Genomic DNA, 26,200 nt, shown 5'->3' with positions numbered 1-26,200 from the left:
ACGGTCGCTTATGCTCCAATCTCTCACAGAGTTTAGCGAAAGATCCTTACGAGTCGAAAATAATTTTTGTTAAAAAAAGAGCCCCGTTTAGCTACGGGGCTCTTTCATGTCCAGTTTAGCATAAAAGCTTATGGACGGGATAAGTTCGGATTAGATCTTCATGACGCCGCCGGTGCTGGCGTTCGTAACAAGCTTGGAATAGCGGGCCAGGTAGCCGGTTTTCACCTTCGGTTCGAACCCTTTCCAGCCTTTGCGGCGCTCTTCCATTTCTTCGTCGCTGATTTTCAGCTCGATTTTGCGCTCGATCAGATCCAGCTCGATGATGTCGCCGTCCTGGACGAAAGCGATCGGTCCGCCTTCGGCCGCTTCCGGCGAAATGTGGCCAATGCTGATTCCCCGGGATGCGCCGGAGAAACGGCCGTCCGTGATCAGGCCGACTTTGGCGCCGAGGCCCATGCCGACGATCTGGGAAGTCGGAGCGAGCATTTCCGGCATGCCGGGGCCGCCTTTAGGGCCTTCGTAGCGGATGACCACCACGTGGCCTTCTTTGACTTTGCCGTTGGCGATGCCGTACAGCGCATCGTCCTGGGAGTCAAAGCAGATAGCCGGTCCGACATGGCGTCCGCCTACGGAAGGGTCTACCGCGCCGACCTTGATGATGCTGCCGTTCGGAGCCAGGTTACCGAACAAGACGGCCAGGCCGCCACGCTCGGAATGCGGGTTATCCAGCGTGTGGATAACCTCCTTGTTCAAAATCTCCGCGCCGGCCACGTTCTCGGCAAGCGTCTTGCCGGTTACGGTGATGCAGTCGCCGTGGATAGCGTCCGGCTTCTTGAGAAGCTCGTTGATAACCGCGCTTACGCCGCCGGCTTCGTGGATATCCTCGATGTGCCAGTCCGATGCCGGAGCGACTTTGGACAGATGCGGCACACGGTTCGCCACTTCGTTGATGCGCTCGATCGGGTATTCGAATCCCGCTTCATGAGCGAGAGCAAGTGTATGAAGAACGGTATTCGTAGATCCGCCCATTGCCATATCCAGCGCGAACGCGTTGTCGATGGCTTCTTTCGTGACAATGTCGCGCGGCTTCAGATCGAGCTTGATCAGCTCCATAAGCTGTTTCGCGGATTGTTTCACGAACTCTCTGCGTTCCGGAGATACCGCGAGAATCGTGCCGTTGCCCGGCATAGCCAGACCAAGCGCTTCACACAGGCAGTTCATGGAGTTCGCCGTAAACATGCCGGAACAGGAACCGCAGGTCGGACAGCCGTATTGTTCAAGCTCAAGCAGAGCTTTATCGTCGATTTTACCGACCTGGTAAGCACCGACGCCTTCGAATACGGAAGTCAGGGAGATCGAACGGCCTTTGCTGTCTTTACCCGCTTTCATCGGGCCGCCGCTTACGAATACGGTCGGAATGTTGACGCGAAGGGCGCCCATCATCATGCCCGGAGTGATTTTGTCACAGTTCGGGATACATACCATACCGTCGAACCAGTGTGCGGAAACGACCGTCTCCAGAGAGTCCGCGATAATTTCGCGGCTCGGAAGGGAGTAACGCATGCCGATGTGGCCCATGGCGATGCCGTCGTCCACGCCGATCGTGTTGAATTCAAATGGCACGCCGCCCGCTTCGCGGATCGCGTCTTTCACGATTTTACCGAATTCTTGCAGATGAACGTGACCCGGTACGATATCAATATAAGAGTTGCACACCGCGATAAACGGTTTGCCGAAATCCTCTTCCTTGACTCCGGCCGCGCGCAGCAGGCTGCGGTGCGGCGCCCGGTCGAACCCCTTCTTGATCATATCGCTTCTCATGCCTTGTTTAGCCATCTATGATTCCTCCCGCTTCTATCAAGTGCGTTGCCGTTTTACTGCATTAAAAGGAATTGTATCACGGATAATCCTTTTTTGCCTATCTTTTTTGCAAAGCAATGTCGAAAAATATCAATCGAAAATTTTCGAGCGCTCCATGGAGGAGAGTTTACGGCCCGGGATGTCCAGGACGATCTTCCCTCCGGCGAGGCCCCAGATGCGGCTGGCATACCGCTCCGCGAACTCCACGTTGTGCAGGGAGCAGACGACCGTTACCTTCTCCCGCTTGCACAGCTCGCGTAAATCTTTCAGCACGCTGTTGGCGGCTTCGGGATCAAGACCGGATACCGGCTCGTCCGCAATGACGATTTTCGCTCCCTGTACGAGCGCCCGCGCGATCGAAACTCTCTGCCGCTCTCCCCCGCTCAAATCCTCGACCTTCTTCTCGGCTTTATCGAGCAGGCCGACTTTCTCCAGGTAGTCCATGGCAAGCACATGCTCGTCCCGGGCATTCGTGCCGGTTAATACGCGCATGACGGACTTTTCGTAGAACCGCCCTTTCAGCACGTTCTTGACGGCCGTCTGCTTCCGGTCCAGTGCCGGGCTTTCTTCGATAAACGCCCAATCCCGCTTCAGCTTGAATTTCTCGGCGATCCCGAGCGACGTAATATCCCTGTCGTTATAAATGAACTGGCCGTCGTCCCATTTTTCTTTCAAAGCGATGCACTTCAGCAGGGTCGTTTTTCCGCTCCCGCTTGCGCCGACAAGCCCGATCAGCTCGCCTTCGTCGATTTGTAGCGATATTTTGGAAAGGATCTCCTGTCCCGTGGTCAGCTTCTTGGTCAAATTGCGTATCGTCAACATCAGCCGTATGCTCCCTCGTCTCCGTTAGGTGCACACGCTTACAACCGCGTGCGTCAGCCTTTGCTAGTTTCACCTATTATAGCAAAAACACGGTCGATGAGGAATCGTTTCGTCAGGCGGACGTACGAAACCCTCCCGCCGGTGTCCGAAAGATGACATCCGCAGGAGGGTCCGCAGCTACCGCTTATGAAAATTTAGCTTTCCGGATTAACCGGCCGGATCGCCGGAATGTCACGAGAGCCGTACTCCTTCTTTTACTTTTTCAAACTTGCGTTAAGCTGATCGCATTCGGCGGCGGTCACGTTCTGGCCGCATACCGCAATTTGATCCTTCGGCTTGCCGTCCGAAACATCGCTGACCAGCTTATTGCCGAGAATATGGTTCAGCGCGTTGAGGTTGTAGCCGTTATCCTGCTCAAGCTGCCATCCGAAAATACCGGCAAGCCCGTTATCCTTGGCATATTGCGTCTTAAGCGCGACGGTGCGCGGCGTTTCTACGGTGATGAACGAGCCGATCGGATTCACGAGGTAATCGGCATTGGCCGCTTTATCGGTATAAAGCTTATAGCCGTTCTTAGGCTTCAGATCTTTATCCAGGTAATTCTGATAAAGGTCGTAACCTTCGACGACTCCGGCTTCCCAAGAGCCTACGCCGGCGATGCCGAGAATCAGGCTTTTGGCTTTCCAGGCCGGGTCCCCGAACGTCGATTTACCGATCAGACCGTTCGTGTATTCCGTAATGTCTCCGTTTTTCATCGCTTTGGAGCGGTGATAGTTGGCGATGCCGATCATGATTTTATTGGCCGGAACGCCGTATCCTTTAAGCAGCTTGACGGTTGTATCCAGGGAAAGATCCACATGCTTGCCCGTTGCGGGGTCCTTGGCATTCGGGTTGGGATACAGCGGCGTGTGATGGCCAAGCTCGCGTTCCCAAGCGCCGCTCAAGTCATAGGTCATCGCATAAAGACGGTTGAGGTATTTGCTCGCTTCGGCCCAGTCGATCTTGGCCAGTTTTTCTTCCGTAGCCGGAATCGCGCTCGACAAGCGGTATTCCTTGCCGGTTTTCTTGGTGAGCCAGTCGAGGCCGGCCCGCAGTTCTTTCAGAAGCTTGATGTAGTTCTCGGGATCGTCCTTGCGTGCCATCCCTATGACGGCACCGTCGGAAGCGGGATATTCCCAGTCGATGTCGACGCCGTCAAAGCCGAACTGTTCCAGGAAACGGACGACGGAATCGACGAACGCTTTGCGGCGGGTCGTGTCGGAAGCCATCCACGGGAAGCCTTCGCTCAGCGTCCAGCCGCCTACGGAGAGATCCAGCTTCAGGTTCGGGTTCGTTTTGCGGAGCTGGTAGAGGGCGCCGAAGACGCCTGCGACATCGTTCGGATCGAGATCGTACATGCTCTCGGTTCCCGTGATTTTGCCACCCGTCTGACCGGGAAGGGTCCGCAAGAAAGCGGCTTCAAAATCCGCGATAGCCATCGCTCCGTCAGGCAGGTTGCTCTGCTTGCACGTCCGGTTGACCGATGCCGGGGCCGTGGTCGGGAAGCCCGGGTCCTGCGTGTTCTGGGCAGCCGGGAAGCAGACTCCCGCGAAGCCGTAGACAAGCCGGTTCACGTTCTTCACCGGAAGCTTGCTGAAATCGAACCGGCGGCCGTAGATGGCCCAGTCACCGAGGTACTCGACGACTTCCTGGCCGGCGCTCATCTCGTAGGTGTTGTGCTGCAGCGGCAGTGTGCCCGATGGAAGCTTGGCGACACGTCCGCCCGTATCGGCGTCAAAGCCGGGATGGTTGCCGCCGGGATCCGTGGCGGGATCGATGCCGCCTTTAGTGCCGCCCGTTCCCGTGCCGGAGACGGGATGTCCGGCGCTGATTGCGCCCGTCGGGTTAATTTTGCCGGCGTTGGTATTGCCGGTTCCCGGGTTCGCCGTGCCGTAATCTATGTTGTTCGGGATGGACACCGGACAAAGATCGTTGCTGATTTTGCCGGCTACTTCCCACATGTTATAAGTGGTGTCGTCCGGCGCAATGCCGTGTACGTCGGAAATGGCTCTGTAAGCCTTTCCTTTATACCCGACAATTTTGCCTTTCGCGTAAATTTTCGAAGCGCTCCAATCCGGCGCGCAGAAAGGCGTCGTCGGTTCAGGCTTGGTCGGATCGGACGAATCGAGCTTCCAGAGCGTCGGCGTCGTAGCCGGTTCCCAGCCCACAAGCGCGGTATGGGCGGCAAGGGCTTTATACGTCTTGCCGTTGTAAGACACGAGATCGCCTACTTTATAAGCGGTTCCGGCCTGCCAGGCGGGTGCTCCCGTACCTGGGCTAGGACTTGGAGTCGGGCTTGGATTGGGGCTTGGACTTGGACTAGGGTTAGGGCTAGGACTCGGATTGGGACTTGTGCTAGGGCTGGGAGTCGGTGCAGGGTCCTCCGCTTTTTTCCACAGCGAAGCTACGTTCGGGGGTTCCCAACCGTTCAAGGAAGTGTGAGGCTGCAGGCATTCATACGTAACACCGTTGTAGGATACAAGATCTTTCGCTTTGTAAGCCGTGTTCGGCGCCCATTGGGCGGCCGCTCCCGATGATGTCGAGGGATAAATGGGAAGTAAACTGAGCAATAACGTGACCAGCAGCAGCAATGGGAGTAATTTCTTACCGTACGCTTGCGTTGCGTGCATAAAATAACTCCTTTCACTATTTAAATTTTGTGCGGTCCTTGCCTTCCCTGGCAGGCGTAAAGATTCTTCGTCCCCTTTCCTGTAAATTGTATAAAAACTCCCGGAATGTAAGGAGCTTATACCGGTGTGGGCGCAGAAGCCATGATCCTATTTTTAAATATGGAAGCGTTTTCCACAAGGGGGACATTCGCATGATGGAGGGAGAATTATATCCATTTTACTGGAAAATAAAAAGAAGCCCGGAAGGCTCCTTTTAATAAAGCGAAACTACGGATCGGCTTCTGCCGCATTAGCAAGAACTTTCTATCGACTGCGGGGACTCGGCTGCCCGGTTTCCTCTTGTTTCATCACATGAATACCGGCGAGAAAAGCCGAGATCAGCAGCTTCTGGCTCTCCTCCACCGAAAGCGCGATCCCGAAACCTCCGGAACGCTCGATGGACGAAAAGCCGTGCAAAATGCTGCGAATCCCTCTTGTCGCGTGGATAGCCGCATCCCCTTCAAGTCCGTAGTAGCCGAGTACTCCGACGATCAGGCCGACAATCTCGGCTGAAATACGCTCCAGCTCGCTGTTATTACGGTCGGGTGCGCGGAGTGTGGCTTCATAAAGGCCGGGATGTCTGCGGGCAAAGGCCGCATAAGCTTCCCCGAGAGCAAAAACGGCCTCATCGCCTGCCAATCCTTCGACTGCAGCGGCCAAGTCGCTGTGAAGGATCGACAGACTATGGAGAGCAAGCTTGGCTCTCAAGGCCCCGAGTCCTTCGATATGATTGTACAAAGACGGCGAACGCACATGGAGCTTCTGTGCCAGTGAAGCCAAGGTAACGGCTTCAAAACCATGCTCGTCGGCCAGCTCCGCAGCCGCTTTGAGAAGCGTTTGTTCATCGAGACCGATTCTTGGCGACATGTTAATGTGAACTCCTTCCGTTTAGCGAGGCGGCGAGATTGCGTTCGGCAGCGGCTATGGCCACATCCAGTTGGGAGGCGGGATTTTGCAGCATCGTACCATGCCCGACCGCAAGCAGAGACGGGGAATAATCCCGTAGCTTCTTGACGCTGTCCAGCGCTTCGGATTTGTTCCAGGTAGCCAGCGCCGGAAACGGGAAAAGCAGTTTAACTTGACCCGCAACGGCTATCCCCGCTCTGAGCTGCAGGGCATCGCCCGCAATGACAGCATTGCTGCGGACATCGAGGAAGCTCATGGAACCCGGCGTATGACCCGGTGTGGACAGCGCGAGCAGGGAACCGATCCGGTCTCCTTCCTTCAGCAGCACGTCGGGAACGGTCGTCACTTTCTTCGGAACCGCCCCGCGCACCGGCGTCTGAGGCTCATCGGGATCTAGAGTCGCGTCCCCCTTAAGCAGGCGCGCGTCTCGGGCGGAGATAAACACCTCCGCTTGAGGCAGCAGCCGCTTGAGTTCGTCGAGAGCGCCGACATGATCGTCATGTGCATGTGTCAGGACGATCCGCTTAATCGGTTTGCCGATTCCGCCGGCCGCTTTCATAATGCCTTTGGCACTGAAAGGCATCGCCGCGTCTATGAGCGTTAATCCGTCCTTTTCTTCCACCAGGTAACAGTTTACCGGAAACATCCGGGGTAAAAAAGCTAGTTGGTAAAGATCGCCTTCACGAGTTATTTTCATTGAAATGTTCCTCCGCTTCTGAAAACTAATCTTGTTAGTTTTATAATAACTAATGTCATTAGTTTTTGCAAGCTAAAAGTTTAATTTCCTTATTCTCGTGATCCGTAAAAGCACAAAGACCCCTGAATTATCAGGGGTCATGCATGGCAAGCGAATCCTTGCCGAAGCTGAGCTTCCTTCGCCTTACCTCGCCTGCGATTGCAGGCTGCGGTCCCAATGCCGGTGCTGGGCGACGGCAGCCGCAAAATCACGGCTGAAGCCTGCCGCCTCGTCCGCTCGATCCGCTGCCAACACGCCCGGCTGAATTTCCGGCGTGGCCGTAGGCGGCGGACTGCCGGCAGCCGATCCGGCGATTCCCGCTGCGGCGAGAATCTCCACGCCTTCACCTACAGCACCGATGGTCTTGTAGTGCTGGAAGGCTTCTTTGACGAAGTCCGCCGTTTTGGAATCCGCCAGAAGCTCATCGGCGCTTTGACGTCCCCCCGCTATATAGACGGCGTCAAACAGCACGGAATCGGCGGTGAGAAGGGAATGATCCACTTCCAGCGGATTTCCGCCGTCGCATACGATCGTGCCGAGCTGCACGCTGACCACTTCCGGCACGAGACCGGCCGCCTTCAACGATTGGAGCATGCCGCTCACTTCTTTGCCGCGGAAGCCGTTGCCGGCCAGTACGGCCACTTTGCGGGTCAGCGGCGTTTTCACGGTGTTCATCTGGCTGAGTGCCGGAGAGGACAGCGTCACGCCGGAGTCGGAGGTATTTTCCGGCGCTTTGGCACCGATTCCTGCGGCAATCCGCTTCGCCAGATCCGCACTCACTTGACTGAACATATCGACGGCCCGCTGACGGATTTCTTTGGTTTTCACTTTGCCGAGCTCAAACCGGAACGCGTTCACGATATGCTGCTTTTCAACCGCGGACATACTGTTCCAGAACAAGGTCGCCTGGCTGAAATGGTCCTTGAAGCTGTCGCTGCGCGCTTGGATCTTGCGGCCTTCCACCTTCTCCGCGTAGTGAGCGTAGCCGCCTTCTTTTTCCGATGCGGGCTCCGGAGAATTGCCTGCCAGCGAGTTTTTATGATAGCTGACCGGACCGCGGTTGATCGTCATCCGGTGCATGCCGTCGCGCTGGTTGTTATGCACGGGAGCAACCGACCGGTTGATCGGGATTTCGTGGAAGTTCGGCCCGCCCAAGCGGGAAAGCTGAGTATCCGTATAAGAAAACAGTCTACCCTGTAGCAGAGGATCGTTCGTAAAATCAATCCCCGGCACGACATGTCCCGGATGGAAAGCGATTTGCTCGGTTTCCGCGAAGAAATTGTCGGTATTCCGGTTCAGCGTCATTTTACCGATGATTTTCACCGGAACCTGTTCCTCCGGCCAGATCTTGGTCGGGTCCAGGATATCGAAGTCAAACATGAATTCGTCTTCTTCTTTAATCATCTGAACACCGAATTCGAATTCCGGATAGTTGCCCGTCTCAATGGCATCCCACAAATCCCGGCGGTTGAAATCGGGATCTTTGCCCGCCAGCTTCTGCACTTCGTCCCACACCAGGGAATGTACGCCCAGCAGCGGTTTCCAGTGGAATTTGACGAAATGCCCTTTGCCCTGTTCGTTTACGAACCGGAACGTATGTACTCCGAAGCCCTCCATCATCCGGAAACTGCGCGGTAGCGATCGGTCCGACATCGCCCACATCACCATGTGAGCCGTCTCGGTATTGGAAGTCACGAAGTCCCAGAATGTATCGTGTGCGGATTGGGCCTGCGGAATTTCGTTATGAGGCTCCGGTTTGACGGCGTGGACAAAGTCCGGGAACTTCATGGCGTCCTGAATAAAGAAGACGGGCATGTTGTTTCCGACGAGATCGTAATTGCCTTCTTCCGTGTAAAATTTCGTGGCAAAGCCGCGGACGTCCCGGACGGTATCGGATGATCCGCGCGATCCGGCAACCGTCGAGAAACGGACAAAAACGGGCGTTTTTACGGAAGGATCCTGCAGAAATTTCGCTTTTGTATACTCCGTCATAGGTTCGTATACCTGGAAATAACCGTGTGCTCCAAATCCTCTTGCGTGTACGATGCGTTCGGGAATACGCTCGTGGTCGAAATGAGTCATTTTTTCCCGGAAATGAAAATCTTCCATCAAAGTCGGCCCGCGCACCCCGGCCTTCAAGGAATGCTCATCCTCGCTGACGCGCAGTCCCTGGTTGGTCGTCAACTTCTGCCCTGTGTCGTCCACCCTATATGGCTCAAGCTGTTTGTCTTTGCTTTGTTCGTTTACAGGCTCGCGCTGATCGTCTTTTTTCATCGGACAACCTCCTTTGATTTGGTTAGGAAATAAACTCTTCTACTTAGTAACCTGTTTCAGATAAAGCCAAACCGAAATCCCGACGAGAAATTTTCACAGAAACTTCCATATCAAACCTTGCTGCAGGAAACCTTCGCCTAAAACCGCATAACAAAAAAATCCCTGCTTGGCCGGCAGGGATTCCGTTCGTTCACTGAGTCTAGTCTAGTACAAGAAAGTACGGGAGACTATAACCAGCAGAATGAAGAGAACCAGAATGACCGCTGTGCTTGTGCCGATACCGTAACCCATTCGCAAACACCCTTTCTTTGTTTGGGATAGGATATCTTATGCAGCAAGGAGCTTTTGTTTTGGACTCCTCTCCCGTTTCCCGAAAAATTCCGCGGGAACTTGGCAAGCCGGGATCGGCAGTGCGGCCAGGTCGGCATCAAACTACCAGAAATGGTCATGACATTGACCTACTAAGAGGGAGGCTCTCCTTTTACAATAAAATAAATTCGCCCCGCAGCGGGCCCCTCAACCTGGAGGTTACAACTTGATGAAGCTGTCTTTAAGCATGTGGAGCATGCACCGAACGACCCGTGAAAATCAGGGAACCGTCCTGGATTTTCTCACTTTTTGCCGGCAGGAAGGAATCGACCGTGTCGAACTTCTGGATGTTTTCTGGAAAGACAAAGAAGCCGAGATTCCCGCCGTCCTTTCCTTTTTGAAACAAAACGGAATAACCTTGTCCAGCTATGCCGTCGGCAATGATTTCGTCAAAGGGACACCCGGCGAAAGAGCCGAAGCGCTGCGCGTTGTAAAAGACGGGATCGAGACGGCAGGCAGGCTGGGCGCGTCGGTTGTCCGCGTTTTCTCGGGAAATATGTCCGACGCCTATACGTTCGATTCCGCTCTTGAGTGGATCGTATCCGGCCTTGGAGAAGCGGCGGTGTTAGCTGAACAAGCGGGCATCACCCTATGCCTGGAAAATCACGGCAAGCTGGCCGGTAAAGGAGATCAGGTCCTGGAGATTTTAAGACGAGTCGGCTCGCCGGCTCTGAAATCGACCTTCGATACGGGAAACTTTCTGCTCGTAGATGAGAAGCCGCTCCATGCGCTGGATGTTCTTCTTCCTCACATCGGACATGTACATATTAAAGATTTTACCGAAACACCTGCCGGAAGATACGCAGCGCTGAGCGGCAAAACCTATGAAGGCGTCTTCGCCGGTGAAGGGGATGTCGAGCTGGACATTATCGTCAGCAGACTGAAGGAAGCCGGATATAACGGCGCCTATGTCCTCGAATACGAAGGAATCGGAGACGAGGCCGAAGGAATCCGCAAAAGCTATCAAAATTTCAACCATCTTGTCCAAACCAAAGGAGATTAAACCCCATGACACCCATTCAACTAGCTGATGTCGTTATTATAGGCGGAGGAACCGGCGGTTTCGCCGCAGCGCTTGCGTCAGCCGAGTCGGGTAAAAGCGTTATCCTGACCGAAGAAACCGTGTGGATCGGCGGACAGCTCACCAGTCAGGCGGTCCCCCCCGACGAACACCCGTGGATAGAAAAATTCGGCTGCACCCGTACATACCGTCAATTCCGCGAAGGTGTGCGCAATTATTACCGGGATTATTTCCCGATGAAGCCCGAGGCCAAAGCGATAACGGAGCTTAATCCGGGCAGCGGCTCCGTAAGCCGGTTGTGCCATGAACCGAGAACGGCACTGGCCGTTCTCCAGCAAATGCTGGCACCTTACGTTCACAGCGGTCAGGTGACCATCCTGCTTAGGCACATTCCGGTAAGTGCGGAAACGGACGGCGACGCGATTACATCGGTTATGGTAAAAAGCCTGGACAGCGGTGCGCTGACCATCCTGAAGGCCCCCTACTTCCTGGATGCAACGGAATGCGGGGATCTGCTGCCGCTCGCGAAAGCGGAGTATGTGACCGGCGCGGAGTCGTACGCGGAAACCAGGGAACCGAACGCGGTAGTCGGCGATCCTCTGCCCGGCGATATGCAGGGTTTCACATACTGCTTCGCAGTGGATCATCTGGAAGGCGAAAATCATGTCATCGAAAAGCCCGAGATGTACGATTTCTGGAAAGCCTACAAAGCGGATTTCTGGCCGGATCGCCTGCTCAGCCTGATGGGTGTCAAGCCTGCCACGAACGAGCCGGTCAAGTATGAAATTTTTCCGGGAACGGAACACTTCTCCCTCTTCCGGTACCGGCAGATCGCGGACATGGAGCACTTTCGTGAAGGAACCTACCGCAGCAACATTTCGCTCGTCAACTGGCCGCAGAACGATTACTGGCTCGGTTCCATTATCGACGTCCCCGAAGAAGAGAAGCAGAAACACCTGTACCAGGCCAAGCAGTTATCGCTCTCTCTCCTGTACTGGCTGCAGACGGAAGCGCCCCGTCCGGACGGCGGAACAGGCTACCCGGGCCTGCGTCTGCGCAAAGATGTCGTCGGCACGGAGGACGGCCTGGCGATGTATCCTTACATCCGCGAGTCGCGGCGGATCAAAGCGGAGTTTACCGTGCTGGAGCAGCACGTCGCTACCGCCTGCAGACCCGACGGCCGGGCCGAAGCGTTCGCGGACAGCGTAGGAATCGGCTGCTACCGCATCGACCTGCATCCGAGCACGGAGAACCGTCCGTATATCGACGTCTCGTCCCTGCCGTTTCAGATCCCGCTCGGCAGCCTCATTCCGGTGCGCGTCCGCAACCTGCTGGCCGCGGGCAAAAACATCGGCGTCACGCATATCACGAACGGCTGCTACCGGCTTCATCCCGTCGAGTGGAATATCGGCGAAGCGGCCGGATACTGCGCCGCCTACTGCATCGACAACGGCATGACGCCGAGTGAGCTTCGCGGCAATCCTGACGAGCTGGCCAAATTCCAGTCGCACCTGGCCAAAGCCGGCATCGAGCTGGAATGGCCTGCCCTCAGGCCGGTCTGATTTCCCCGGCGAGTCCTGCTCAGCCTGATCGGATAGGCGCGATCTCCCGCTCGCGTTATAGGATATAAGAGCTCGGGAGACCAGTCGATCCGCCAAATTCGTTAAGCCTTCAGATCATTCTGGAGGCTTTTTTTGGTAAGATAAAGCACCGAACTCACGTTTTTTTGCTATAATCGGAAAACAAAAAACCCTCCTGCACGCTTTCCGCTCCGTCTTTTTTATTGCGTCCGTACTCGGTTTTGCCGCCTCGGTTGTCGTTTCCTACCTTGAATTTTAATTATTCACGGCCTCTTTTTTTCTGTGCGCTCGCGTTTTCTATGCTGATTACATCCCGGATGAAAAGGGCAAGCTGACAATTGGGAGTCCATGCCCCCTCATGTGCTCCCTATAACGGAATGCCCGATACGGAGGTACGACCATGAGCCGCCGGAAACTGCAAGAGAGACTCAAAATGAAAAACGTGGAACCCCAACACGGAGAACAGTTCAACCATTTGCTCCGCTATGTGTTTCAGGTGACGAACCATGATTTACAAACGTTCGGCTGGGAAGACCGCGAAATCGCCCAGGCGAAGCTTCCGGTGCTGAAGCAGGCCGATGTGCTGGGCTGGTTCGATGAAGACAAGCTGATTTCACAGCTGGCCGTGTACCCGTTTCAAGTGAATATTTTCGGCCGCATCTACGATATGGGCGGTTTGACGGGCGTCGGCACTTATCCCGAATACGCCAATATGGGGCTGATGAACCAATTGATGCGGCAGGCTCTTACGAACATGCGGGGACGCAGGCAGTCGATCTCGTATTTGTACCCTTACTCCATCCCGTACTACCGCCGCAAAGGCTGGGAAATTATTTCCGATAAAATTTCGTTCGAAGTCAAAGATACGCAGCTGCCGAAGCTGAAAACGGTCCCCGGCAACGTGGAACGGGTGACGATTGAACACCCGGACATCCAAACCGTGTACCAACGCTTCGCTTTACAGAACCACGCCGCCATGCTGCGAAATAATTTGGCCTGGGAAGAATATTTGCGCTGGGATCTCGACGACATGACCGTGGCCATTTATTACGATGCGGATCATGAACCTTCCGGATTTTTGCTGTACTGGATCGCGGGCGAAATTTTTCATATGAAGGAAATGGTTTTTCTCGATGAGGAAGCCCGGACTGGCCTGTGGAATTTCATTAGTGCTCATTTCTCCATGGTCACCTATGTAAAAGGCCATACCTACAAGGACGAACCGATGTCCTTCCTCTTGGAGGACGGGGATATCAAAGAAACGATTGCGCCTTATTTCATGGCGCGGATCGTGGATGTAAGCCAGTTCGTTGAGCAGTACCCGTTCCAAGCGCAGGGGCAAGAATGCAAGTTAACCTTCAACCTGCATGATCCAATGCTGGAGTGGAATCAGGGAACGTTCACTTTGACAGTGGACAAGGATGGCCAAGGCCGGCTGACCGACGGGGGCGGAACTCCTTCCGCTTCCTTCGATATCCAGACGCTGACCACGATGCTGATGAGCTACAAGCGGCCTTCATACCTGCAGCGGATACGCCGGTTTCACGCAGACAGAGAGTCGGTTCAGCTGCTGGAGAGGCTGATTGCGAATGAGCAGCCTTATTTCTCGGATTACTTCTAAGTGTCACAGTTTCCGCCGCAAGCTTCTATGAAAAAAAACACCAAAAAAAGCCGTTCCTTGCCGGAGCGGTTTTTTTGGTGTGTCCCACCTTCTAATCATCCAGTTCCACTTTCGCCAGCGGCTTCAAAGCCGGACCCTCGATGACTTCACCCGTGTAAGCGAAACGGGAGCCGTGACAGGGACAATCCCATGTCCGTTCGGACTCGTTCCAGTCCACTTCGCATCCCAAATGCGTACAGGTCGTGTCGACCACGTGCAGGCTTCCTTCGCGGTCGCGGTAGGCTCCCGCTCTTTTCCCACGGACCTGTACCACGGCTCCTTCATCTTCGCGGAGTTCGTCCGCTTCTCTCGTGGGAAATTCGAGCTTACCCGCGATAAGCTCTTTGGCGACGTTCGCATTTTGCACCACGAAGGTTTTAATCGACGGGTTCGCGTGAAACCTGGAGGGCGAGAACAAGTCCCTGTAGGGGCTGTCTTCCCCGAGAATGAGCTTCGCGTTCAATTGGGCGGCGGCAATGCCCGTGCTCATGCCCCACTTCTTGTAGCCGGTGGCGACGTACAGGTTCGGAACGTCATCCAGCTCCTGGCCGATGTACGGGATCGTATCCAGCGTGTACAAGTCTTGAGCCGACCAGCGGTACGCGATTTCTTTTACCCCGAAGGTTTCCCTCGCGAATTTCTCGAGCGCCTCGTAATACTGGAACGTGCAGATGCCCTGGCCCGTCTTGTGGCCTTCTCCGCCTACGATCACCATCGGCTCGCCGTTAATCAGCACGGACCTCAGGGAGCGCTTCGGCTTGTCGGCACTGATGTACATGCCTCCGGGGTAGCGCTTATCCGTTTTGACGGCGAGCACGTAAGAACGTTCCGCGTAAAGACGCGCGAAATACATCCCGTGCAGGTTGTTAAAAGGAAAGTGGGAAGCGGATACGACATGCGAGCTGCTGACGGTAAACCCGCCGCTTGTCTTAAGAACGGACGGACTTCCCGGCTCGTAGCCGGTTACGGTGGTTTCCTCGAAAATCCGCCCGCCTTTGCGGACGATCTCTTGTGCCAGATGAATCAGAAACGGGACCGGGTTGTATTGGGCCTGATTTTTCATCACAACCGCCCCTTTCGTTTCGAAAGGGAGGTCGGTTTTTTCTACATAGCTGCCGGGGATTCGCAATTTCTCGTAAGCTTCGTATTCTTTGAAAACTTTGTGCAGTGAAGAATCCGTATCGGTGTACACGAAGGCATCCTGTTCTTCGAATTGGCATTGAATGTGATGCTCCTTGACCAGATGACGGACGAACTGGAGTGCGTCTAGGTTGGCCTCGTAGTACAGCCGTGCTTTTTCTTCGCCGAAGTCGGTCATATACTGATCGTAGATCAAATCGTGCTGGGCCGTAATTTTGGCGGTCGTATATCCGGTCGTCCCGTGTAAAATGCGACCCGCGTTCAGAACCGCGACCTTTAAGCCTTTCATAGCCAGCAGGTAGGCCGTCGTTAGACCGGTTATTCCAGCTCCGACGATAGCGGCGTCTACCCGGATATTTTCGTTCAGCCTGGAATAAGCGGGAATTTGGGCGGAAGCCAGCCAATACGATTCCGGAAACTGGGGGAAAGCGGCGGCTGATTTCGAGTTCGTTTCGTTCACGTGGATTAGCTCCTTTTACCAATATTCTCCTAACTTCTCCAGAGTGGCCTTATTCTATTCGTTCGGGCGCAAAGTAAAAAAGCACCCTTCCGGATGCTTTTAAGGCTAATCAGGCGTTATCCACCTGCATAATGTCCATAAAAGGAACTTTCGTCAGCTGTTCGCCGTCCTGAACGTGTACGAGTCTCGTCCGGGGATCCATGACCGTAATTCTGCCGTAGACCTGCTCCTCCCAGCCCCATACCGTAAGAAGAATTAAAGAATCCTCGTCCTTCGCTTCCACCAGCCGGTTACCGAGTTCTTCCAGCTCGAACTCATCCCGGGTCGGACGTTTTACTTTTGCCTTTGCCATTATACCTCCTGAATGACGGTCTTACCTTCTGCCGTTTATCTTTCTATCTTACCATGTTTATGGGTTTCTTCCAACGGTTTGGAAACTCACGTTCCTATTTTCTTCTCGCACTCCTATAAAAAAAGCTCTGCCCGGTTTGCACCGGGCAAAAGCTCGAATTGTCGGTTGTTTATCGGTCCGTAAGCATCTGCAGCCAACCTTGAACTGCTCGGTTAAGCCTGAGAAACGGCCATTGTTTCCCGGCACTGTTTGGCGGCTGAAACCATGTTGCGCAGGGCTGCTACGGTTTCCTCGCTGCCTCTCGTTTTGAGTCCGCAATCGGGATTGATCCAGAAAAGCTGCGGGTCGAGTACGCGCAGCGCCCGCTCAATCATGCTTACCATCTCTTCGACGGAAGGGACCCTCGGACTGTGAATGTCATAGACTCCGAGTCCGATTCCCTTCTCGTACGTGTGCTGTTCGAAGCTTTGAATCAGCTCGCCGTGGCTGCGGGAAGTTTCGATAGAGATGACGTCGGCATCCATATCGCGGATAGACCCGATCATGTCGTGGAATTCGCAGTAGCACATGTGGGTATGAATTTGTGTCGTGGCCCGCACGTTCGCCGTTGTGCTGCGGAAAGCGTTGACCGCCCAATCGAGATAAGCCCCGTGCTCATCTTTCTTAAGAGGAAGGCCTTCCCGGACAGCAGGCTCGTCGATTTGGATCATTTCGATTCCCGCCTCTTCGAGCGCTTGCACTTCTTTATCCAGCGCAAGCGAAATTTGATAGGCGACCACGTCTCTGGACAGATCGTCCCGGACGAATGACCAGTTGAGAATCGTAACCGGTCCGGTCAGCATCCCTTTGACGGGACGTGTCGTGAGCGACTGCGCGTAGACGGTTTCCTCGACGGTCATCGGCTGTGTAAATGCCACATCGCCGTAAATGACCGGCGGTTTCACGCAGCGTGAGCCGTAGGACTGCACCCAGCCGTTGCGCGTGAAGGCGAAGCCGTCCAATTTTTCGCCGAAAAATTCCACCATGTCCGTCCGTTCGAATTCCCCGTGAACGAGAACGTCCAGATCCAGCTCCTCCTGAAGCTTGATCCACTTATCGATCTCGCTGCGGATAAACGCTTTATACTGCTCGTCCGTCCATTCCGCCTTTCTCCATTTGGACCGCGCCTGTCTGACTTCCGCTGTCTGCGGGAAGCTTCCGATCGTCGTCGTCGGGAGAAACGACAGCTTCCACTTCTCGCGCTGAAGGGTCCGTCGCTCGCCGAAGCCCTCGCCGCGTGCCGCCGGCACCTTTTGAAGCTGCAAAGCGGCCGCCTGGACGGCTTTGTTGCCTCGAGCTTCGGAAGACCGGAGGGCGGCAAGCGCTTTTTCGTTCCGCTGAAGCGCTTCGGCCGTTTCCCCCGTTTGGGATACCGCCGCCTTGGACAGCAGGACGATTTCGTCCAGCTTCTCGTCGGCGAAGGCAAGAGCGTCTCTCAGCACCGGATCGAGCTTATCTTCGTGAACGGTGGACACCGGCACATGCAGAAGGCTGCAAGATGTCTGGACAATGACCCGCTCCCCGGGAACCACGGCCAAAATGTCGCGAAGCGTATCCAGCTTCTCCTTCAGATCGGAGCGCCAAATATTCCGGCCGTCCACGAGACCCGCTCCCAAAATTTTGCCTTCGGGAAATCCTTCGCTCTTCAAAAGCTTCAGCGTCTTCTCGCCGCCGTGTACGAAATCAAGCCCGATCCCGCTCACGGGCAGCTTTACGATTCTGTCGTAATGTTCCACGGCTTCGAAGTAGGTCTGGAGCATAATTTTCAATCCCGGCGCCGCCTCTGACAGCGTTTTGTAGATCGCTTCGATCCGGTTCATATCCTCTGCGGTTACGTTTGTCGAAAGCAACGGTTCGTCCACCTGCACCCATTCGACGCCTTCCTTTTCCAGCTCGCGCAGCACTTGGCCGTACAGCGGAAGCAGCCGGTCGATCCAGGCATCGGTTTCCGTCTCGGCGTACCCCTTGGACAATTTCAGAAACGTAAACAGTCCGAGCAGCACAGGCTTGCCCTGGATTCCGAGCGCTTCTTTGGCTTCGCGGTAAGCTTTGAGTGGTTTGTTCTCGACCAGCTCCGGCTTGGCGCCCTGGAGTTCCGGCACGATATAATGATAGTTGGTGTTAAACCATTTCGTCATTTCGCATGCGGTAGCCCCCTCTTCGCCTCTTGCCATCGCATAGTAGGTGCCCGGAGATACTTCGCCGCCCTCGTATTGAAACCGTGCCGGTACGATCCCGAACATGGCGGAAGTATCCAGCACGTGGTCGTATCCCGAAAAATCGTTGACCGCGATAAGCTCAATGCCCTTCTCCCGCTGAATGCGAAGATTTCCCAAACGGACTTCGGCCAGCTTGTCCGTCAGCTCCTCTTCGCCGATTTTGCCGGCCCAGAAAGACTCCAGCGCCTTCTTCCATTCACGTCCCGCTCCGATTCTCGGGTATCCCAAACTGCTGCTTGTCAATGCGTTCATGATCTTGACCTCCTGATAGTCGCTTGAATTGGATGTTTGCATGAGTTCCCTGCTTCATTGCTTATTTGTACAAGAAAATAAAAAAGGACGTCAATATCCCCGAAGCAGACAAGGATAAAGACGCCCTCTGTTTGTATATACAGTGGCCCGTACTTTAACACCTCCCTATCTCCCGTAGGTAAAGCAGTGCTGTCAGAACAGGCAGGTCTCCTGGCTCCAGAATCATCATCGTCGGCTGCCTTCCCGGTCTAAGACCAGTGGCGTGTTCGCCTTGACTCCTCTGTTACAGTGGCGGGACCGCGCCGGTTTTTCACCGGACTTCCCTTTTAAGCTCCAGTTCCCCCAAGGGGCTGGGCACCTATTCCCAACATATTCAATTGGTTAACTTAGAAATGACTATACACAACGCGGCATGTTTATGCAAGCTTTATTCTGACGGAATGCCGAAATGTTTAAGCAGAGCTTCCTTGTAGGCCTCGTCGTTTTCAGGCACGAACGTGCGCACGCCTTCGGGCGTGAACAGCTTAAACTCCTTGCCGGAGACCGAATTTCGTCCCTCCCGGGTCCGAATGGCTACCATCGCATCCTTCCTGAAAATGGAGTCCTGACTGTGCTCGCACCAGAAGCTGGCCATGACAAAATCTTTGGGCAGCTGCGGCTCTTCGGTAAACGAGTATATGCGCCTCCAACTGCCGTGATGCTTCTCGCTGAGCACCCAGCCGTATAAGGAGTCCCGCTCCATGGCGTAAAGCTCCTCGCCCTGCGGCTGCTCCAGCTTCTCGGCAAGACGGACCGGTCTCCGGGGCACGATGCCCCCGACACCTACGTCGCATAAGTAGCTGACTCCTTCCGCTTCCACTTTCAGCACATGATGGCGGCGCTTTGGCGGCAGCTCCGTCTCGTCTCTCCAGAACCGGGCGACATAGTCGGTCACGGGATAGCCGAGCTGGCGCAGCAGCCAGCCGAACAGGGCGTTCAGCTCGAAGCAGTAGCCGCCCCGCCGCCGCTCGACGATTTTATGACGCAGACGCTTTATGTCCAGAGACAGCGGAACCCCGTTCAGGATGTCCAGATTTTCATACGGAACAGTATGCAGATGCTGCTCCTGCAGCAAAGCCAGCGCCTCATAACTGCCGTCCAGCGGTCCTTCGTAACCGATTCGGTTGAGGTAAGCCTCCACTTCCGGTTTCAAATCTTCTCTATCCGTCCTCACAGGACACGCTCCTTTGCGGCAGGTTCACAGACCGTAATTTCTTTGGTACAGAGATCCAAAATACGGCTGCGCACATCGCATTTGGAAATGAACAGCGGCTTGCCGTCCCGGTCTATCCAATACGCGATAGGCAGCGAAACTTCGCTGCCGCGGAAGGATCCGTCCGCATGACTCGTCCCGATAACCATGGCATGATGCCGGGAGGCGATTTCTTTCGCTTTTGCAACCCATTCATCGAACTGCTCTTCACTGAACATGCCAACGCCGATCGGCTGAACGTACAAATCGGTTCGGGGGCTGCTCGCCTTCTCCACCTCATTCAGAACCAATTCGTCACACAAAATCGGGGTAATGACCAGTCCTTCTTCAAGCGCGGTTTCATATCCGCTATATTTGGCCCGGTCTATCACGACTTCCCCTTGCCGGTTAATGATCACGGCCCGGTCTTTCGGATTCTTCGAACCGCTTATCAGCAGCGTACGCGTACAGGCCGCAAGCTCACACGCCCGGGACAAATTCGTATGCAAATATCCTTCGGGGAAAACAGCCGCTGCCACGTCGGGATATCTCTCCAGTTCCGCTTGCAATTGTTCCAGATTCCGCTCCAGCATAGGCTGGCTGACGAGAATTTTCAATCTCACCACCTCCGGCTTATCCTTAAAGATTTCAACAACTTGGTGAAATATTCCTCCATGTTCACCAGCTTTTGATAAGTTTTCGCTCAATTGGCATCATTATTTATTGCATTATCTGCCAGAGAACTCCATAATAGGAATCTGAGTTCTTTTTTCTTTTAGAAAGAGAGTGCGGCCCGTGAAAGATATCCTTGTTCATTTATTCATCATGACATTTCCTCCTCATATTTACCAGATTTTTATGCTTACGCGTTTTTACAAAAGAGAAAAAAAACGAAACCGTTTTCTAATGGGAATCCTCATGGGGTTTTCCGGCCTTTTCAGCATAAGCTATCCGGTTATGTATCTCGTTCCTGATTTTTATTGGGATCTGAGAGGCGTGCCTCTTCTGCTCGCTTTTATATACGGAGGCTATTACGGAGGGTTTACGGCGCTCGGTATGATGCTGATCTTCCATGGGATTATGTTCCCGTCTTTCGGAGTTTCGGACGTCATCCTCTATGCGGCAGGTTTTCTGCCCATCCTGTTCAGGGCCCGTGACTTCTACCAGTATCCTTCGCGCAAGAAAATCGCCCTCTCCCTCTTGTACTCAAGCATGGGCGCTGCGACGCTGCTTATCTGGATGTCTTATATCGTCACGCATCACGGTTTTGTATGGAAGGATCTGCTGCCGCAAGTAAGTATTCTCGTGACCGCACAGCTTCTGCTGCCGGTGCTGCTCATCCTATGGTTTCAGCACATGCTCCGGCATGACCAGATGAGTATCGAAATCCAGAAAGCGGAGAAGCTGCAGCATCTCAGCGATCTGGCCGCCAGTGTCGCTCACGAGATCCGGAATCCGCTTCAAGTTACGCGCGGGTATATCCAGATTTCCCAGAAGGAAGCCGACGAGAAGATCGGCCGTTATTTAAACATCGCCATCGGAGAACTCGATCAGGCCGAGAAGATTATCTCGGAGTTTCTGCTCTTCGCCAAACCCGAGTTGACGGAAACGGGCCTTATTAATATCGGCGATTCGCTTCAGCAGGCCGTGACGATGCTTGAACCTTATGCCAGCATGTCGGGAGCCGTAATCGAGCTTTCCTGCGAGGACCCTATTTTTATCGAGGGAGACTCTTCCAAGCTAAAGCAAGCGTTCGTCAATCTGATCAAAAACGGAATCGAATCCACCCAAACGGACGGTCTGATCCGTATACGCGGTTATGTCCGGAAATACAAAGCCATCATTACTATCACCGATAACGGCAGCGGTATGACCAAGGAAGAAATCGAAAGACTGGGGGCTCCCTTCTATACGACGAAAAGCAAGGGAACCGGGCTCGGCCTGATGGTCACGACCCGCCTGATCGATGCCATGCGCGGCAAAATGAGGTTCTCCAGCGAAGTCGGCACCGGATCGGAGGTCATGATAACCTTCCCCCTGACGACAAAAAACAGAGTATCTATTTCCGAAGAATAGATACTCTGTTTTTTATACATGCGCGAGATGCTGGAGGGTTTGGCGGAAAATTTCTTTCACGTGATCGTCGTCAAGTGAGTAAAAGACGGTCTTGCCGCTTTTGCGCCGCTTAACGATCCGGACATTCCGTAAATACCGAAGCTGATGGGAGACGGCGGATTGTCCCATTTCAAGCACGACACTCAGATCGTGAACGCACAATTCCTGCTGAGAAAGCGCATAAATGATTTTGACGCGCGTAGGATCTCCGAGAGCTTTGAACATATCCGCCAGGTTGACGGCCATCGATTCGTTCATCTTCGCATGCTCCAGAGCAGTCCCGTCCGTTTCCGTCCCCGCGCAGGTTTCGTCGCAGAGGTCTTCGATTGGTTTTTGCATGATACATTCACCGCCTTCGTTTCCATACGGCTTATTATATCAAAAACATTACGGTTAAGGGAGTCCCTTCTCCGCTGCGCATTAAGAAAGTGCCCCGCACCCGGTGCGGAGCACTTTTTCCTACCTTTTTCTACTTTTTTCTATGGATTAAGATAAAGAAGAGGGCTTCTTCTCGATAAGAACGGTCAAGCTGATCAGCGTGACGAAAATAGTGGCTCCCATGTCCGACAATATGGCGATCCACAAGGTCAGCAGACCGGGAATCGTCAGCAGCAGCGCGATGGCTTTCAACCCGAGCGCCAGGCTGATGTTCATCTTGATCACCCGGTTCACTTGACGCGCCACGGAGATAGCTTCGGGCAGTTTGCCGAGGTGATCCTGCATCAGCACAATGTCGGCGGTTTCCACCGCGCTGTCGGTTCCTTTGCCCATCGCAATGCCAAGCTGGGCGGAAGCGAGTGCCGGAGCGTCGTTGATACCGTCCCCGATCATGGCAACCGTACCCTTGGCGGCGAGCTCCTTGATTTTGTCGACTTTCTGTTCGGGGAGAAGATTGCCGTAATATTGGCTTACACCGACAGCTTTGGCGACTTTCTCGGCGGTTTTCCGGTGGTCTCCGGTCAGCATGACCGTTTTATGAATGCCCGCTTTATGCAGGGCGGCGATCACTTCGCGGCTTTCCTCCCGGATCTCGTCGGATATTCCGAACATGCCAAGCACATTTTCTTGATCGGCGACTATAACTAAAGTAAGTCCTTCTTCCTTCAACGAGTCGATTTGTTCCTGGATATCCGCCGGTATCCGCAGATGTTCCATGCTTTTCTCGTTACCGAGCCAGTACCGCTCTCCCTTGAAACTTGCCACGACTCCTCTACCGGATACCGTCTCGATGGAGTCGGCTTCTTCGGCACGGATGCCCTTAGCCTCGATCTCCTTCATGATCGCTTTGGCGAGAGGATGCGAGGAAGATTTCTCGATAGCCGCGGCAGCGGGGTAAAACTTGTGCTCATCCAGCACCACGGACTTCTCCACGTGGGGCTCTCCTTTGGTCAGCGTGCCGGTTTTGTCGAACGCGAGCGTATCGATTTTGCCCAGCTGCTCCAGGAACACGCCGCCTTTGATCAGAATGCCGTGGCGGGCGTTGCGTGTAATGCCCGATACGATGGCGATCGGCGAGGACAAAATCAGGGCGCACGGACATCCGACGATCAGAACGGCCAGCCCCTGATAAAACCATGTCGACCAACTTCCGCCCAGGAAAAGCGGAGGGATGACGATTACGAGCAGCGAGATGATCATGATGAGCGGCGTGTAATACTTGGCGAAGCGGTTGATGAACAGCTCCGTCGGCGTTTTCGTCTCCTGGGCTTCCTCGACCAGATGAAGGATTTTCGCCAAGGACGAATCCTGATACGCCTTTTCGATGCGTATTTTAAGCAGGCCTTCGTTGTTGATGCTGCCGCCGAAAACTTTCTCGCCGGGCGCTTTTTCCACCGGCAGGGATTCCCCGGTTATCGCGGCTTCATTGACCGAGCTTTTGCCTTCTTCCACGGTGCCGTCGGAAGGAATTTTCTGCCCGGAGCGAACCTGAACGAGATCTCCGATCTTGAGGGATGCGATCGGGACAACCGTTTCTTGGCCGTCCGTCAGCAGCACCGCTTCTTTCGGAGCTACTTGAAGCAGCGTTTCCATGGACCGGCGCGCTTTCTCCATGCCCATTCCTTCCAGAAGCTCGTTCAGTCCGAACAGAATAGCGACAAGCGTCGCCTCTTTCCACTCGCCGATCACGATGGCTCCCACGAGCGCGATGGTCATCAGCGTATCGATATTGAATTTCAGGCGGAACAAGTTTTTGGCGCCTTTGATGAACGTCATGTAGCCGCTCAGTGCCATAATGATCAGATACAACGGGATGGATACATAACCCGGCACCCGTCCGTCTGAGAAAAATGCGATTGCGAAAAGCACAGCCGAAATGATAAGATTCCGGGTAATCGCCCGGTTGGATTGCCCTCCGTGATCATGATCGTGTCCATGATCGTGTCCATGATCGTGACCATGAGAGTGGCCGTGATGGCTGTGCCCATGCCCTTCGTGCGTATGCCCGCCCGCAGGCTGGGTTTTGACCAGATAAGCCCCGTCACTACCCAGGATTTTCTCGACGGCAGGCATGGATATACGGCTGTCCACAGTCAGCTTGCCGCTGTTATAACTGAGTCTGGCATTCGCCCCGTGTTCCAGCTTCTGAATCTGTTCTTCCATCTCGCGTGTACAGTTGCCGCAGGATAAACCTTTTACGCGGTGCTCCTCCATCTCCATTCCTTCCTTCCAAACAAACGTTTTTTATAATGTATGCAAAGTATGAGTATGTGTTCATATAATAAATTTTTGGAAACGTAATGTCAAGATGCTGGAAGTTCGTGGGATAAAAAAAGCTGCCGAGCCCGTATATCGATTGCTGCGGTCATGTCTTACGTAGAGACTGAAATCCGCAGAGATGGTAGGATAAGAAAAGAACAGGTTCTGAAAAAAACGGAGGGTTATGTTCCATGACGGAAGCCTTGTACAAGCAGTACCATTCTCTTCTTTACTCCATCGCTTACCGGATGCTCGGAACTCTGAACGATGCTGAAGATATCATCCAGGATGTTTATCTGGAGATCCAGCAGCAGGATCTGGTCCGTATCGGGAATATGAAAGCTTATTTATGTAAAGCGGTAACCAACCGCTGTATCAACTTTCTCCAATCCGCGCGAAGCCGCAGAGAAATCTATACCGGCGAATGGCTTCCGGAGCCTGTATCCGTTCGACCTGATCTTGACCCCGCCGAACGGATAATTGAGGATGAAACCGTCTCCTATGCGCTGCTCGTCATGATGGAGCGGCTTAATCCGGTCGAGCGTGCGGTGTTCATCCTGCGCGAAGCGCTTCAATACAGTTACCGGGAGATCGGAGATACCTTGCACAAGTCCGAGGAGAACTGCCGCAAGATTTATAGCCGTGTCAAAGGGAAGCTTCTCCGGAAAGAGGCCGAGCCCCTTCAAAAAAGCGAAGTGGAGGAACAATTCGTGAAACTGTTCCTTGAGGCGGCCAAAACCGGCGATTTCGCAGACTTTATCGCACAGATGACGGCGGACGCCGTTCTGGTTACGGACGGCGGCGGTAAAGTCCGCTGCGCGCTTCGTCCCATTTACGGCTCTCACCGGATCCGGGCGCTGTTCGAAGGGATATGGCCGCGCGGTTATTTCAGCGGCTCCCTTCTCCCGGTCCGGATCAACGGCGAGCAGGGCTTCGTCCTCGTCCGCGACGAGCGTCCGGCTCTTGCGGTCAGCATGACGTGGGACTGGGAGCAGAGCCGGGTAGACCGCATGTTCATCGTCAGCAATCCGGATAAGCTTCACGGAATCCGTCTATAGAGTTACCCCTGGGGAAGGAAGCGATAAACTTTTTTTGCTTCCTTCTTTTTTTCTGTCACAAAACGGCCTCCTGATCTGTTATAGATCTGAACGCAAATAGGAGGAGGAATATACGATGAAAACCCGTCTTCAAATGGATCAGCTGATTCCGAAAGGTTATGCCGCCATGGTGGGGCTGGAGCAGTATTTGGGTTCCACCAGCCTGGACAAATCACTGAAAGAATTGATCAAAATACGCGCCTCCCAGATAAATGGTTGCGCCTTCTGCATCGACATGCACACGAAAGACGCACGTAAACACGGAGAAACCGAGCAGCGCATTTACGCCTTGAACGCCTGGCGCGAAACACCGTTCTTCACGCCGGAAGAACGCGCGGTGCTCGCATTGACGGAAGCCGTTACGCTCGTTGCCGAAACCCATGTCCCCGACGACGTATACGACGAAGTCCGGCTTTATTTCGACGAAGTTCAGACTGCCGAGATTATTATGGCCATCGTCGTCATAAACGCCTGGAACCGGTTGGCCGTATCGGCCAGGAAGATGCCGGCCGCGGACTGATCCCCAGCCCCGGTCCCGGCCTCCTTGAAGTCAGCAGACCAGACTCCCTTGTCTCTATGGCAAGGGAGTCTTTGCTTTGCGCAGGCGTCTCGGGCAGCAGGTTATTCAAACCTCTTGTCAGTATCCCCTTCTTTAGGATGTC

The 26,200-nt window shown here is 54.2% G+C and carries 20 protein-coding genes and 1 riboswitch; of the genes, 6 read left to right on the top strand and 14 right to left on the bottom strand.

Annotation, left to right across the window (positions count from 1 at the left end):
* Window positions 1–150: 150 nt before the first annotated feature.
* The 7 genes from ilvD to KVT34_RS05025 form a co-directional block, all read right to left on the bottom strand.
* The gene (gene ilvD, locus KVT34_RS05055; protein ID WP_042225998.1) at window positions 151–1,836 is read right to left on the bottom strand and encodes a dihydroxy-acid dehydratase; all 1,686 of its coding nucleotides are present in this window, start codon (window positions 1,834–1,836) and stop codon (window positions 151–153) included.
* 114 nt (window positions 1,837–1,950) lie between these two features.
* Window positions 1,951–2,682, bottom strand: a complete 732-nt coding sequence (locus KVT34_RS05050; RefSeq protein WP_217557102.1) for a phosphonate ABC transporter ATP-binding protein — start codon at window positions 2,680–2,682, stop codon at window positions 1,951–1,953.
* Window positions 2,683–2,936: 254 nt separating this feature from the next.
* Window positions 2,937–5,351, bottom strand: a complete 2,415-nt coding sequence (locus KVT34_RS05045; RefSeq protein ID WP_217557099.1) for a glycosyl hydrolase family 18 protein — start codon at window positions 5,349–5,351, stop codon at window positions 2,937–2,939.
* Between the two features lie 303 nt (window positions 5,352–5,654).
* On the bottom strand, window positions 5,655–6,257 hold the full coding sequence (locus KVT34_RS05040; protein ID WP_217557097.1) for a TetR/AcrR family transcriptional regulator: 603 nt from the start codon (window positions 6,255–6,257) through the stop codon (window positions 5,655–5,657).
* A 1-nt stretch (window position 6,258) separates the two neighbouring features.
* Window positions 6,259–6,993 (bottom strand): MBL fold metallo-hydrolase, encoded by a 735-nt coding sequence (locus tag KVT34_RS05035; RefSeq protein ID WP_217557095.1) that lies wholly within the window; start codon window positions 6,991–6,993, stop codon window positions 6,259–6,261.
* Window positions 6,994–7,176: 183 nt separating this feature from the next.
* Entirely contained in the window at window positions 7,177–9,306 is a 2,130-nt protein-coding gene (locus KVT34_RS05030) for a catalase (RefSeq protein ID WP_217557091.1), read from the bottom strand.
* A gap of 204 nt (window positions 9,307–9,510) precedes the next feature.
* Entirely contained in the window at window positions 9,511–9,597 is an 87-nt protein-coding gene (locus KVT34_RS05025; RefSeq protein ID WP_129112568.1) for a YjcZ family sporulation protein, read from the bottom strand.
* Between the two features lie 247 nt (window positions 9,598–9,844).
* Between KVT34_RS05025 and KVT34_RS05020 the strand changes: the two genes are divergently transcribed.
* The 3 genes from KVT34_RS05020 to KVT34_RS05010 all read left to right on the top strand — a co-directional run bounded on the left by KVT34_RS05020 (window position 9,845) and on the right by KVT34_RS05010 (window position 13,897).
* On the top strand, window positions 9,845–10,678 hold the full coding sequence (locus tag KVT34_RS05020; protein ID WP_217557089.1) for a sugar phosphate isomerase/epimerase family protein: 834 nt from the start codon (window positions 9,845–9,847) through the stop codon (window positions 10,676–10,678).
* A 5-nt stretch (window positions 10,679–10,683) separates the two neighbouring features.
* Entirely contained in the window at window positions 10,684–12,258 is a 1,575-nt protein-coding gene (locus KVT34_RS05015; RefSeq protein WP_217557086.1) for an FAD-dependent oxidoreductase, read from the top strand.
* 418 nt (window positions 12,259–12,676) lie between these two features.
* Entirely contained in the window at window positions 12,677–13,897 is a 1,221-nt protein-coding gene (locus tag KVT34_RS05010) for a GNAT family N-acetyltransferase (RefSeq protein ID WP_217557084.1), read from the top strand.
* A gap of 91 nt (window positions 13,898–13,988) precedes the next feature.
* On the opposite strand, the gene KVT34_RS05005 is transcribed toward KVT34_RS05010, so the two are convergent.
* The 5 genes from KVT34_RS05005 to KVT34_RS04985 form a co-directional block, all read right to left on the bottom strand.
* The gene (locus tag KVT34_RS05005; protein WP_217557082.1) at window positions 13,989–15,536 is read right to left on the bottom strand and encodes an FAD-dependent oxidoreductase; all 1,548 of its coding nucleotides are present in this window, start codon (window positions 15,534–15,536) and stop codon (window positions 13,989–13,991) included.
* A 109-nt stretch (window positions 15,537–15,645) separates the two neighbouring features.
* Complete coding sequence (locus KVT34_RS05000; protein ID WP_009673767.1) at window positions 15,646–15,888, bottom strand: YolD-like family protein; 243 nt, start codon at window positions 15,886–15,888, stop codon at window positions 15,646–15,648.
* Between the two features lie 212 nt (window positions 15,889–16,100).
* On the bottom strand, window positions 16,101–18,398 hold the full coding sequence (metE, locus tag KVT34_RS04995) for a 5-methyltetrahydropteroyltriglutamate--homocysteine S-methyltransferase (protein ID WP_217557080.1): 2,298 nt from the start codon (window positions 18,396–18,398) through the stop codon (window positions 16,101–16,103).
* A gap of 183 nt (window positions 18,399–18,581) precedes the next feature.
* A riboswitch (cobalamin riboswitch) is annotated at window positions 18,582–18,775 on the bottom strand.
* 50 nt (window positions 18,776–18,825) lie between these two features.
* A complete protein-coding gene (locus KVT34_RS04990) occupies window positions 18,826–19,611 on the bottom strand; it encodes an arylamine N-acetyltransferase family protein (RefSeq protein ID WP_217557078.1) in 786 nt (261 codons plus the stop codon).
* Complete coding sequence (locus tag KVT34_RS04985) at window positions 19,608–20,255, bottom strand: hypothetical protein (protein ID WP_309244063.1); 648 nt, start codon at window positions 20,253–20,255, stop codon at window positions 19,608–19,610. Before KVT34_RS04985 ends, KVT34_RS04990 begins: the two co-directional genes overlap by 4 nt.
* A 292-nt stretch (window positions 20,256–20,547) precedes the next feature.
* Between KVT34_RS04985 and KVT34_RS04980 the strand changes: the two genes are divergently transcribed.
* Window positions 20,548–21,705 carry a sensor histidine kinase gene (locus tag KVT34_RS04980; RefSeq protein WP_254634531.1) on the top strand — a complete coding sequence of 386 codons (1,158 nt, stop codon included), beginning with the start codon at window positions 20,548–20,550 and terminating at the stop codon, window positions 21,703–21,705.
* 12 nt (window positions 21,706–21,717) lie between these two features.
* Here the strand turns inward: KVT34_RS04980 and KVT34_RS04975 are convergent, their stop codons facing one another.
* Window positions 21,718–22,083, bottom strand: coding sequence for an ArsR/SmtB family transcription factor (locus KVT34_RS04975; RefSeq protein ID WP_217557075.1), 366 nt, complete (start codon window positions 22,081–22,083; stop codon window positions 21,718–21,720).
* A gap of 147 nt (window positions 22,084–22,230) precedes the next feature.
* On the bottom strand, window positions 22,231–24,396 hold the full coding sequence (locus KVT34_RS04970; RefSeq protein ID WP_217557071.1) for a heavy metal translocating P-type ATPase: 2,166 nt from the start codon (window positions 24,394–24,396) through the stop codon (window positions 22,231–22,233).
* 236 nt (window positions 24,397–24,632) lie between these two features.
* Between KVT34_RS04970 and KVT34_RS04965 the strand changes: the two genes are divergently transcribed.
* Window positions 24,633–25,499, top strand: coding sequence for an RNA polymerase sigma-70 factor (locus tag KVT34_RS04965; protein WP_217557070.1), 867 nt, complete (start codon window positions 24,633–24,635; stop codon window positions 25,497–25,499).
* Window positions 25,500–25,614: 115 nt separating this feature from the next.
* The gene (locus KVT34_RS04960) at window positions 25,615–26,058 is read left to right on the top strand and encodes a carboxymuconolactone decarboxylase family protein (RefSeq protein WP_217557069.1); all 444 of its coding nucleotides are present in this window, start codon (window positions 25,615–25,617) and stop codon (window positions 26,056–26,058) included.
* The last annotated feature ends 142 nt before the right edge of the window (window positions 26,059–26,200 follow it).

The sequence above is a fragment of the Paenibacillus sp. GbtcB18 genome (assembly GCF_019091125.1).
Lineage (GTDB): Bacteria > Bacillota > Bacilli > Paenibacillales > NBRC-103111 > Paenibacillus_F > Paenibacillus_F chitinolyticus.
The sequence above is the reverse complement of the archived record's forward strand: the minus strand, read 5'-3'. Positions and strand labels throughout refer to the sequence as shown.